Raw genomic sequence first — 10,642 nt, forward strand, 5'->3', positions numbered from 1 at the left:
TAAAATAAAGCGCCGACCGAGGTCAGCGCTGAGAGAAAAGGAATATAGCCGCGATGCATACAGGCCTTTTATAGTTCCTGTTCAAATAATTTCAGAACGGAATCGCGCAGGTGATGGATAGTAACGTGGCGAGAAGGCGTAATAAAAATCGTATCGTCCCCGGCAATCGTTCCCAAAATTCCTTCCGGCTTGCCCAGAGAGTCCAGCATCCTGGCGATCAGCTGCGCTGCGCCCGGGCTGGTATGGATAACCAGCAGGGCATCATTGTGGTCGATATCCAGCACCAGATTCTTCAGCGGACTACTGGTCGTAGGCACGCCCAGCTCTGCCGGCAGGCAGTAGACCATCTCCATTTTAGCGTTGCGCGTGCGTACCGCGCCAAAACGGGTCAGCATGCGTGACACCTTTGACTGATTGATATTGTCAAAGCCCTGGTCCTGAAGCGCAGCGACAATCTCGCCCTGCGAGCTAAATTTTTCTTCTTTAAGTAGGGCCTTAAAAGCCTTAATCAAATCTTCTTGTTTTGATGAGTTACGCATAGTTTTCGCTAAATGTCAGAAAGAGGTTTCCGGTCAGGGAGACCGTTATTATGCATTTTAGTGAATTTTTATGCAAATGCGCCGCCTTGTTTTTGCTTCTTTTTGCCGCTATCAACCTGCATTCACTGTAAAAGTACAGGAAAAAATTCGCCTAATCGTCTGGCGTCGCGCACAATAAGTGAACGGATTGTTATAATGTTGTTGTGATAATCAGTAGCCATCACCGTTGTACTCAACAACATCATCAACCTGCGGTTGCGAACGGCCTGGCGCTGACGTAATGCGGTCTCTCTCTGCTGCTTTATCCTGTATGATGCGCCGTTGTGCAAAAGAGGGTAAAGGCTTTCGCTCAAGCCTTGCGGGTCATATATGTTCATAACTAAATGAATTCCCGGCACTTCCCTTTCTAAATAATAAGGAGTTTAGGATGAAAGTTTCAGTTCTCGGCGCGGCTGGCGGTATCGGTCAGGCCCTCGCGCTTCTGCTTAAAACCCAGCTTCCGGCAGGTTCAGAACTCTCCCTGTATGATATAGCTCCTGTTACGCCCGGCGTGGCTGTCGATCTCAGCCATATTCCTACGGCGGTCAAAATTAAAGGTTTTAGTGGCGAAGACGCGACGCCTGCTCTGCAGGGCGCAGACATCGTGCTGATTTCCGCTGGCGTAGCACGCAAGCCAGGCATGGATCGCGCCGACCTGTTCAACGTGAACGCGGGCATTGTGCGTAATCTTATCGAGCAGGTAGCAGCAACCTGCCCTAAAGCGCTGATCGGTATTATTACTAATCCTGTCAACACTACCGTAGCCATCGCCGCTGAAGTCCTGAAAAAGGCGGGCGTTTATGACAAGAACAAGCTATTTGGCGTCACCACGCTGGATATTATTCGCTCTAATACCTTCGTGGCCGAGCTGAAAAACAAAAATCCGGCGGAACTTAACGTGCCGGTGATCGGCGGTCATTCAGGCGTGACGATTTTACCTTTGCTGTCGCAGATTCCAGGCATGAGCTTTAGCGAGCAGGAAGTGGCTGACCTGACTAAGCGTATTCAGAATGCCGGTACGGAAGTGGTTGAGGCAAAAGCGGGTGGCGGATCGGCAACCTTGTCGATGGGGCAGGCTGCGGCGAAATTCGGACTATCGCTGGTACGTGCGCTGCAGGGAGAGAGCAACGTCGTGGAGTGCGCCTATGTGGAAGGCGACGGCGCGCATGCTCGCTTCTTTGCCCAGCCGCTGCTGTTAGGGAAAAGCGGTGTGGTAGAGCGTAAGCCAATCGGCACGCTGAGCGCCTTTGAAGAAAAGGCCCTGCAAAACATGCTGCAAACGCTGAAACAAGATATCGCTCAGGGCGAAGAATTTGTGAAGTAAGCAAAAGGGCCAGCGTCGCTGGCCCTTCTCTTTAGCTGCCCGGATATTCCAGGACGGTAATCGGCAGCGTCATCTTGTGGTCGTTACGTAAAATATCCACGTCTATCACCGTGCCGGGCCGGATCTCCGCAACCTGATCCATCGTTTCCAGTGCGGAAACGGCAGGCTTGTGGTTCACGCTGGTAATCACATCGTTTACCTGTAGGCCCGCTTTCGCCGCAGGCCCGCCCTGTGCGACGTTAGTCACCACGATCCCCTGAATATGATCGATGCTGGGGTTCTGCCCGTGCATTTGCGGGATTTCCCGGCCGCTGATGCCGATAAAGCCACGGATTACGCGGCCATCCCGGATCAGCTTATCCATTATTTTTGTTGCCAGCGCGGTTGGAATAGCAAAGCCAATGCCTTCAGGCGTCTCGCCATCGTTGCTTTTATCAAACGACAGCGTGTTAATGCCCATCAGCTCGCCCAGCGAGTTAATCAGCGCACCGCCGGAATTGCCTTTATTGATAGAAGCATCGGTTTGCAGGAAATTCTGGTAGCGGGAAGGGCTTAAGCCTACGCGTCCGGTAGCGCTGATAATGCCCTGCGTCACCGTCTGACCAATATTATAGGGATTGCCGATGGCCATCACTAAATCGCCGATATGCGCCACGCGCGCGGGATTTATCGGAATGACCGGCAGGCCGGACGCGGTAATTTTCAGTACCGCCAGATCGGTCAGGCTGTCGGAACCTACCAGCATCGCCTCAAAAATTCGGCCATCCTGCAGCGCGACAATAATCTGATCCGCGTTATTAATAACGTGTTTATTGGTTAAAATATAGCCGCGACCGTCCATGATAACGCCGGAACCCAGCGTGCGGATCTCCAGATTATGGGCCGATTCGTTGGCGCTACGATTATAAACATTCACTACCGCAGGCGCGGCGCGGCGAACCGCAGCGTTATAGCTGACGGGCATCTGGCTGGCGCTGTCGTCTTTAGGCATAAAAAAGCTTGTGCCGATACGCAGCCCGGGCAGCGCGACCAGCAGGAGACCCGCCACAACAAGGCCAAGAAGCACTGAACGTAAAAGTTTAGGAAACATGGCTTTAACTGATGAATGAATGAACGTTGGGCAGGATACCATGAGTCGGGCGGACGCGCAGGTGTCCGCCCAATGTTTTAGCGTAAAAGCAGGTAGATACTTTCGTCGTTGCGGATCACGTTCAGCGCCAGTAGCTCCGGTTTCGCCGCAAGAACCTTACGTAATTCGGCAAGATTCTCAATTCGCGTGCGGTTAAGGCCGACAATAACGTCGCCTTTTTGCAGGCCAAACTGACCGGCCGGAGAAGCCTTATCCACGCCGTCGACGCTAACGCCTTTCGTACCGTCTTTGGCAGCGCCGTCGCTTAACGTCGCGCCCTGTAGGGCTGGGCTTAGCAGTTCGGCGCTGGCGGTCTGGGTGCTGTTATCCAGCTTAACGGTTAGCGTCTGCGGCTTGCCGTCGCGCAGCAGGCCAACCTTCACTTCTTTACCTGGAGGAGTAGTGCCGATTTTCACGCGCAGTGCGGCAAAGCTTTCAACCTGTTTGTCATCAAGGCTGGTGATAATATCGCCCGCTTTGATCCCGGCTTTGGCCGCCGCCGAGCCTGGCAGCACTTCGTTAACGAAGGCGCCGCGCTGAACGTCAACGTTAAAGGCTTTCGCCATCTCCGCCGTCATCTCCGTGCCTTTAATTCCCAGCTGGCCGCGCTTCACTTCGCCGAACTCAATCAGCTGCTGCGCAAGATTCATCGCCATATTGCTCGGAATAGCGAAGCCGATACCGATATTGCCGCCCGCAGAGGAGAGAATAGCGGTATTGATGCCGATCAGCTCGCCGTTCAGATTGACCAGCGCGCCGCCGGAGTTACCGCGGTTGATGGCGGCATCGGTCTGGATAAAGTTTTCCAGCCCTTCAAGATTAAGCCCGCTACGCCCCAGCGCCGAGACAATGCCGGAGGTGGCCGTCTGTCCCAGACCAAACGGGTTGCCGATAGCGACGGCGAAGTCGCCAACCTTGAGCTGGTCAGAATCAGCAATTTTGACCTGAGTTAATCCTTTGGCACCGCTAACCTGGATCAGCGCGATATCGGTCTGATCGTCGTGACCGATGAGTTTGGCATCAAAATCCCGGCCGTCGCTCAGCTGCACGCTGATTTTATCGGCGCCGTTGACCACATGGTTATTGGTAAGGATGTAGCCTTTTTCGGCGTTGATCACCACGCCGGATGCCAGTCCTTCAAACGGTTGGGCCTGCTCTTCACCGCCCTGATCTTCCTGGCCAAAAAAGCGTTTCAGCTGTTCAGGAAGTTCCTGCGCCTGGGTCTTTTGCGTGCCTTCCACATGTACACTGACCACCGCAGGCAGCACTTTTTCCAGCATTGGTGCTAGGCTGGGCAGCGGCTGTCCCTGAATTTGTGCAGGCAAAGAGGCCTGCGCGGCTGGCGCTAAACCTATGCTGATGCTCAGAGCTAATGCGCTCAACAATAATGTTTTTTTCATCGCTTTAAGGCTCGCAAGGTAGAAGGACGTCCCGCAACGTCGGGACACGGTTATCAGTAATAAGGGGCGATAAACGCCCCTTGCCCACCGAGTGCAGCGATGGCTTTTATTTCTCGTGCGCCGTGCGATCGCCACGCAGCAGGCCGGTAGCGCTGTCCGGATAGTCGCGCGGCATCTGTACCGGTACCTGATCGTTATCCGCTTCCGATTCGGTAAGCTGATAAGCGAACGGATTTTTTTCGCCCGGCAGGTTTGGCAGCAGGTCGTTAGAGCCTTTCGCCATGTGCTGATAAAGCTGGCGATAGTCGCGCGCCATGTTGTCCAGAAGCTCGGCGCTCTGCGCGAAATGGCTGGTCAGCTCTTCACGATAATCGGCCAGTTCGGCTTTCGTTTTTTCCAGTTCGTACTGCTGACTGCGCTGTTCACGCAGCTTCCTGTTGCCAAAACGCATGGCCAAAGCACCAATAATCAGGCCCACTACCAGGCCAATAAGCGCGTATTCCCAGGTCATAATAACTCCCGTGTTGTCTTCATCGTTCCGTAAGGACCTCCGGCTTAATGCCTGTCCGTTAATAGCCACTATAACCGCTAATCTTATGGAAGTGGAATCCTGCGGCAGCATCGCTTAGTGTAGAACGACTTTTTTTTCGACAATCAACCACCTGATGCACCGAATATTTCAGGGAACGGGAATCTATGCAAACCAAGTCACCTCTTGCGCTCTATCAGCAGGCGCTGGATAAGGGCGAATATCAACCTGATGATATTCAACGTGAAGCTGTTACGCGCCTTGACGCGATTTATCAGGCGTTAAGCCGTACTGGCAGCAGCGCCGAACCCCAGGCAAAAGGGCTGTTCGGCAAGCTGAATAAGCTTATAGGAAAAGGGAGAAGCGAAGCGCAAACCCCCGTACGCGGCCTTTACATGTGGGGCGGCGTGGGTCGGGGTAAAACATGGCTGATGGACATGTTTTTTCAGGCAATTCCTGGCGAACGCAAGCAGCGACTGCATTTTCACCGCTTTATGCTGCGGGTGCATGAAGAGCTGACCGGCTTACAGGGACAGAGCGATCCGTTGCAGATCGTGGCCGATCGCTTTAAAAGCGAAACGGATCTGCTCTGCTTCGATGAATTTTTTGTCTCAGACATCACCGACGCGATGCTGTTGGGCACGCTGATGGAAGCGCTGTTTGCCAGAGGCATCACGCTGGTGGCGACCTCTAACATTCCGCCGGATGAGCTTTACCGCAACGGTTTACAGCGTGCGCGTTTTCTTCCCGCGATTGAAATGATCAAGAAACATTGCGATATCATGAACGTGGATGCGGGTATCGATTATCGCCTGCGCACGCTGACTTCTGCGCATCTGTGGATGATGCCGCTGAATGAAGCGACCAGCAAAGAAATGGACAGGATGTTTGTCGCGCTGGCCGGAAAGGCGCGTACCGACCGGCCGGTGCTGGAAATCAACCATCGTCAGCTGCCAACGCTGGGCGTGGCGGAAGGCGTGGTCGCGATGGATTTCCTGACGCTATGCGGGGAAGGGCGCAGCCAGCACGATTATATCGAGCTATCACGCCGTTTTCACAGCGTACTGCTGTTTAACGTCCCGGTAATGATCTACAAAACTGAAGATCAGGCGCGCCGTTTTCTGGCGTTAGTAGATGAGTTTTACGAGCGTCATGTTAAGCTGGTGATCTCGGCTGAGGCCACGCTATACGAGATTTACCAGGGCGCGCGGCTGAAGTTTGAATATCAGCGCTGCGTTTCGCGCCTTCAGGAGATGCAAAGCGAAGAGTATCTTCGACTGCCGCACCTGCCATGAACCGTTAAATTTCCCGGCGTCGGGGTGCATTTAATTGTAAAAAGGGGTCGCGCTTTGCGGGCGACTTCTCTATAATCTTGCGACCCCACGTTACAGCAAAGGTTTTTTTCCCAAAACTCTTTGTGTTCCAGTAACTCTATCCGAAGGGGTGGGCTTGCTGGTCGAGATGGTCGTGTGAGCCTCAACCGTTTATTCAAGCGTTTGGGATTTCACCAACGTGTAACTTAATTTGGGTAAGCTTTTAGATGAAAACTTTTACAGCTAAACCAGAATCCGTCCAACGTGACTGGTATGTTGTTGACGCAACGGGCAAAACTTTAGGTCGTTTAGCGACTGAACTGGCTCGTCGTCTGCGCGGTAAGCATAAAGCGGAATACACTCCGCACGTAGATACCGGTGATTACATCATCGTTCTGAACGCTGACAAAGTTGCCGTAACCGGTAACAAGCGTACTGACAAGATTTACTATCATCACACTGGCCACATCGGTGGAATCAAGCAAGCGACCTTCGAAGAGATGATTGCTCGCCGTCCTGAGCGTGTGATTGAAATCGCGGTTAAAGGCATGCTGCCAAAGGGCCCGCTGGGTCGTGCTATGTACCGTAAACTGAAAGTTTACGCGGGCAACGAGCACAACCATGCGGCACAGCAACCGCAAGTTCTTGACATTTAATCGGGATTACAGGCAATGGCTGAGAATCAAAACTACGGCACTGGTCGCCGCAAAAGCTCTACCGCTCGCGTATTTATCAAGCCGGGCAGTGGTAACATCGTCATCAACCAGCGTTCTCTGGAACAGTACTTCGGTCGCGAAACTGCCCGCATGGTAGTTCGTCAGCCGCTGGAGCTGCTGGATCTGGTTGGTAAATTCGATCTGTACGTCACCGTTAAAGGTGGTGGTATTTCTGGTCAGGCTGGTGCGATCCGTCACGGTATCACCCGCGCTCTGATGGAATACGACGAGTCACTGCGTGGCGAACTGCGTAAAGCAGGCTTCGTTACCCGTGATGCTCGTCAGGTTGAACGTAAGAAAGTCGGTCTGCGTAAAGCACGTCGTCGTCCACAGTTCTCCAAGCGTTAATTTATTCTGCTGTTGCAGAGTCAATTATCGAAAACCCGGTGCCTGCACCGGGTTTTTTCTTGTCTTTTTTCTGGCGTAGCTCTTAAAAACGCAACGGGCTTTGTCATTTTCCCGTCAAATCCCAATTCCTACCCCCACAAGCTGGCTAAAATCTGGTAAACTGTGTGTCACTTTGTGCCTGTTAGCAGGGCGGTGGCGCTGGCGATAAGTCGTCCGGATTCAACCGCAGCTGGCGGCAATTTTAGCAGCCTGGTCGCCGCGTGGCGGGCTTGCGCAGTAATTTTCTGGATAAACTTGGAGGTTTACATGGCTGTCGCTGCCAACAAACGTTCGGTAATGACGCTGTTTTCTGGTCCGACTGACATTTTTAGCCATCAGGTGCGTATTGTCCTGGCGGAAAAAGGTGTCAGCGTAGAGATCGAACAGGTAGAAATGGATAATCTGCCCCAGGATCTGATTGACCTCAATCCCTACCGTACCGTGCCAACGTTAGTCGATCGCGAGCTGACGCTGTATGAGTCCCGCATCATCATGGAATACCTTGATGAACGCTTCCCGCATCCGCCGCTGATGCCTGTCTATCCGGTCGCGCGTGGCGAAAGCCGCCTGATGATGCACCGCGTAGAGCAGGACTGGTACACGCTGATGCGTAAAGTAGAAAACGGTACGGCGCAGGAAGCGGAAGCCGCGCGTAAACAGCTGCGTGAAGAGCTGCTGGCGATTGCGCCGCTTTTCTCCCGCACGCCTTTCTTTATGAGCGAAGAGTTCAGCCTGGTTGACTGCTATCTGGCACCGCTACTGTGGCGTTTGCCGCAGATGGGTATCGAGCTGATCGGTGCCGGGTCAAAAGAGCTGAAAGGCTACATGACGCGCGTATTCGAACGTGACTCCTTCCTGGCTTCCCTGACGGAAGCAGAACGCGAAATGCGCCTGCATACGCGGGGCTAATATGGAAATGTCGCAACTTACCGCTCGTCGCCCCTATCTGCTCAGGGCGTTCTACGAATGGCTGCTGGACAACCAGCTGACGCCTCATCTCGTGGTGGATATTAATCTGCCCGGCGTGATGGTGCCGCTGGAGTACGCTCGCGATGGACAGATTGTCCTGAATATCGCGCCGCGTGCCGTAGGCAATCTCGAGCTGGGCAACGATGAGGTTACTTTCAACGCCCGCTTCGGCGGCGTGCCTCGTCAGGTCAGCGTGCCGCTGGCAGCGGTGATGGCTATCTACGCGCGTGAAAACGGTGCGGGAACCATGTTTGAGCCAGAACCGGTCTACGAAGCGGCGGGCGAGTACAATCCGGACGCTGAGGCACCTGAAACGGTCATGTCGGTTATCGATGGCGATCGGCCAGATGATAGCGGGCAGGATGATGATGGCAACGACGAGCCGCCGCCGCGCGGAGGTCGTCCGTCGCTGCGCGTCGTGAAGTAAAAGCTATTAGCTGACTGTGAGTTCGGCAGTCGTTGTAAAACCAGCCTTTGCAGGCTGGTTTTTTTATGGCTTTTTAACGGTGAAGCATCAGTAAACGTCGCGCAGGTAACGCTTCTCTTTCTTCAGCTGATCCACGTAATCGGCAGCACGCTCGGCAGAGAGACCGCCAAACTGGGCGATAATCTCATACAGCGCTTTATCCACGTCCTTGGCCATACGTGACGCATCGCCGCACACATAGAAGTAAGCGCCTTCCTGCAGCCAGGCATACAGCTCGGCACCCTGTTCCATCATGCGGTTCTGTACATAAATCTTTTTGGCCTGATCGCGTGAGAAAGCCAGATCCAGACGGTTCAGCAGACCGTTTTCCTGCCACGCCAGCAGCTCGTCACGATAGATAAAGTCGTGCTCCAGGCGCTGATCGCCAAAGAACAGCCAGTTTTTGCCTTTTGCGCCGGTTGCCTGACGCTCCTGCAAAAAGGCGCGGAAAGGCGCGATACCGGTGCCGGGGCCAACCATGATCAGCGGCGCATCGTTGTTAGCCGGAACGCGGAACGCTTTGTTTGGCGAAATAAAAATGGCTGGCTTTTCACCGCGACCCACGCGCTCGGCCAGGTAGGTCGAGCAGACGCCGTTACGCGCGCGTCCTGCACTGTGGTAGCGCACGGAGGCAATGGTGAGATGAACCTGATTAGGGTGCGCCTTAGAGCTGGAAGAGATGGAATAAGCGCGATGCTGTAATGGACGCAGTAGCGCAACAAATTCAGGAATGCTCAGCGTACGCGCCAGTTCAAGCTGCAGCAGATCCAGCGAATCTTTGCCCCACAGCCAGACGCCCATCGCATCTTTATCATCATGCTGCAGAACATGACGCAGCTCCTGGTTAGTGGTGTTTTGACCAACCCATTCAATCAGCTTGCGTGAAGGCTCAGAAATCTCAAACTGGTAGGTTAACAGATCGCCCAGGCTGCGATCGTAACCGGAAACCGGCGTATCGTAATCGGCCTTCAGCTGCTTCAGCAGCAGGTTAACCAGCGTCGGGTCGTTAACCGGAATGACGCCAAGCGCATCACCCGCTTCATATTTCAGCCCGCTGTCGGTCAGGTCGAATTCGAAATGACGAATGTCTTTTTCCGAATCAGGCCCTGAGAGACGCTTATTGGTGACCAGCGCCGCAGCGTAAGGATTCTGCTTATTGCTGCCTGGAATAACCGGCGCTTCCGGACGGTTTTCCAGCGCCTTACCACTGCTGCCCGCGCTGGCGGCAAACTGCGGCATCGAACCGGCAAGCCATTGCTGAGCCGGATCTTCATAGTCAATATCGCAGTCGATACGGTCGGCCAGGCGTTGCGCACCGAGCTGTTCCAGACGCATATCGATAAATTTACCGGCCTGGCAGAAGCCGTCGTAGCCGGTATCGCCAATTGCCAGTACCGCAAAGTGCATCTGTTCAAGACGCGGCGCGGTGCTGGCAGAGATAGCCTGCCAGAACAGCTGCGCGTTATCCGGCATCTCGCCTTCGCCATAGGTTGACGTGATAACCAGCACGTGACGCATAGAGGCGAAAATATCGATATCCACTTCGCCCAGCGCCTGCACGACAGGGACCAGGCCGCTATCGCGTGCTGCTTTCGCTGCGCTTTGCGCCAGCGCTTCCGCATTGCCCGTTTGTGAGCCAAACAGGATATGCAGCTGCGTAGTGGCCGCCGCGCCGGTGCCATTGTCAGCCTGCGGACGCTCTTCCAGCACCAGCAGACGTGAATGTAATCCGGCAAGAAAGCCCGCCAGCCAGTATTTCTGCTCGCCGTTAAACGGCGCGTCTTCAGGAATGTAAGGAATTTTCATCGGTTTTCTGTACTCGATCCGTCAT

Annotated in this window: 11 protein-coding genes; 6 read left to right on the plus strand and 5 right to left on the minus strand. The window is 54.1% G+C overall.

Annotated features, from left to right (window positions below; all coding sequences use genetic code 11):
• Positions 1-68: 68 nt before the first annotated feature.
• On the minus strand, positions 69-539 hold the full coding sequence (argR, locus tag ACMGGR_RS01730; RefSeq protein ID WP_246759795.1) for a transcriptional regulator ArgR: 471 nt from the start codon (positions 537-539) through the stop codon (positions 69-71).
• 427 nt (positions 540-966) lie between these two features.
• Between argR and mdh the strand changes: the two genes are divergently transcribed.
• The gene (mdh, locus tag ACMGGR_RS01735; protein ID WP_414148017.1) at positions 967-1,902 is read left to right on the plus strand and encodes a malate dehydrogenase; all 936 of its coding nucleotides are present in this window, start codon (positions 967-969) and stop codon (positions 1,900-1,902) included.
• 31 nt (positions 1,903-1,933) lie between these two features.
• Here the strand turns inward: mdh and degS are convergent, their stop codons facing one another.
• From degS to zapG, 3 genes are all read right to left on the minus strand, one after another.
• Positions 1,934-2,992, minus strand: coding sequence for an outer membrane-stress sensor serine endopeptidase DegS (gene degS, locus ACMGGR_RS01740; RefSeq protein WP_414148018.1), 1,059 nt, complete (start codon positions 2,990-2,992; stop codon positions 1,934-1,936).
• 77 nt (positions 2,993-3,069) lie between these two features.
• Positions 3,070-4,431, minus strand: a complete 1,362-nt coding sequence (gene degQ, locus ACMGGR_RS01745) for a serine endoprotease DegQ (protein ID WP_246759798.1) — start codon at positions 4,429-4,431, stop codon at positions 3,070-3,072.
• A 106-nt stretch (positions 4,432-4,537) separates the two neighbouring features.
• The gene (gene zapG, locus ACMGGR_RS01750) at positions 4,538-4,942 is read right to left on the minus strand and encodes a Z-ring associated protein ZapG (protein WP_246759799.1); all 405 of its coding nucleotides are present in this window, start codon (positions 4,940-4,942) and stop codon (positions 4,538-4,540) included.
• 185 nt (positions 4,943-5,127) lie between these two features.
• Here zapG and zapE point away from each other — a divergent pair, with 185 nt between their 5' ends.
• The 5 genes from zapE to sspB all read left to right on the plus strand — a co-directional run bounded on the left by zapE (position 5,128) and on the right by sspB (position 8,772).
• Positions 5,128-6,255 carry a cell division protein ZapE gene (zapE, locus tag ACMGGR_RS01755; protein WP_414148019.1) on the plus strand — a complete coding sequence of 376 codons (1,128 nt, stop codon included), beginning with the start codon at positions 5,128-5,130 and terminating at the stop codon, positions 6,253-6,255.
• Positions 6,256-6,500: 245 nt separating this feature from the next.
• Positions 6,501-6,929 carry a 50S ribosomal protein L13 gene (gene rplM, locus ACMGGR_RS01760; protein ID WP_125287073.1) on the plus strand — a complete coding sequence of 143 codons (429 nt, stop codon included), beginning with the start codon at positions 6,501-6,503 and terminating at the stop codon, positions 6,927-6,929.
• 15 nt (positions 6,930-6,944) lie between these two features.
• Entirely contained in the window at positions 6,945-7,337 is a 393-nt protein-coding gene (gene rpsI, locus ACMGGR_RS01765) for a 30S ribosomal protein S9 (RefSeq protein ID WP_125287074.1), read from the plus strand.
• Positions 7,338-7,643: 306 nt separating this feature from the next.
• Complete coding sequence (gene sspA / locus ACMGGR_RS01770; protein ID WP_246759801.1) at positions 7,644-8,285, plus strand: stringent starvation protein SspA; 642 nt, start codon at positions 7,644-7,646, stop codon at positions 8,283-8,285.
• Between the two features lies 1 nt (position 8,286).
• On the plus strand, positions 8,287-8,772 hold the full coding sequence (gene sspB / locus ACMGGR_RS01775; protein ID WP_246759802.1) for a ClpXP protease specificity-enhancing factor: 486 nt from the start codon (positions 8,287-8,289) through the stop codon (positions 8,770-8,772).
• Positions 8,773-8,859: 87 nt separating this feature from the next.
• Here the strand turns inward: sspB and ACMGGR_RS01780 are convergent, their stop codons facing one another.
• Entirely contained in the window at positions 8,860-10,617 is a 1,758-nt protein-coding gene (locus tag ACMGGR_RS01780; RefSeq protein ID WP_414148020.1) for a sulfite reductase subunit alpha, read from the minus strand.
• Positions 10,618-10,642: the final 25 nt, after the last annotated feature.

Origin of the sequence: Erwinia sp. BNK-24-b, assembly GCF_047456155.1 — a bacterium.
GTDB classification, from domain to species: domain Bacteria; phylum Pseudomonadota; class Gammaproteobacteria; order Enterobacterales; family Enterobacteriaceae; genus Erwinia; species Erwinia phyllosphaerae.

Coding starts and splice junctions, on each gene's coding strand:
- argR (WP_246759795.1), bottom strand. CDS start 539: ATGCGTAACTCATCAAAACAAGAAGATTTGATTAAGGCTTTTAAGGCC.
- mdh (WP_414148017.1), top strand. CDS start 967: ATGAAAGTTTCAGTTCTCGGCGCGGCTGGCGGTATCGGTCAGGCCCTC.
- degS (WP_414148018.1), bottom strand. CDS start 2,992: ATGTTTCCTAAACTTTTACGTTCAGTGCTTCTTGGCCTTGTTGTGGCG.
- degQ (WP_246759798.1), bottom strand. CDS start 4,431: ATGAAAAAAACATTATTGTTGAGCGCATTAGCTCTGAGCATCAGCATA.
- zapG (WP_246759799.1), bottom strand. CDS start 4,942: ATGACCTGGGAATACGCGCTTATTGGCCTGGTAGTGGGCCTGATTATT.
- zapE (WP_414148019.1), top strand. CDS start 5,128: ATGCAAACCAAGTCACCTCTTGCGCTCTATCAGCAGGCGCTGGATAAG.
- rplM (WP_125287073.1), top strand. CDS start 6,501: ATGAAAACTTTTACAGCTAAACCAGAATCCGTCCAACGTGACTGGTAT.
- rpsI (WP_125287074.1), top strand. CDS start 6,945: ATGGCTGAGAATCAAAACTACGGCACTGGTCGCCGCAAAAGCTCTACC.
- sspA (WP_246759801.1), top strand. CDS start 7,644: ATGGCTGTCGCTGCCAACAAACGTTCGGTAATGACGCTGTTTTCTGGT.
- sspB (WP_246759802.1), top strand. CDS start 8,287: ATGGAAATGTCGCAACTTACCGCTCGTCGCCCCTATCTGCTCAGGGCG.
- ACMGGR_RS01780 (WP_414148020.1), bottom strand. CDS start 10,617: ATGAAAATTCCTTACATTCCTGAAGACGCGCCGTTTAACGGCGAGCAG.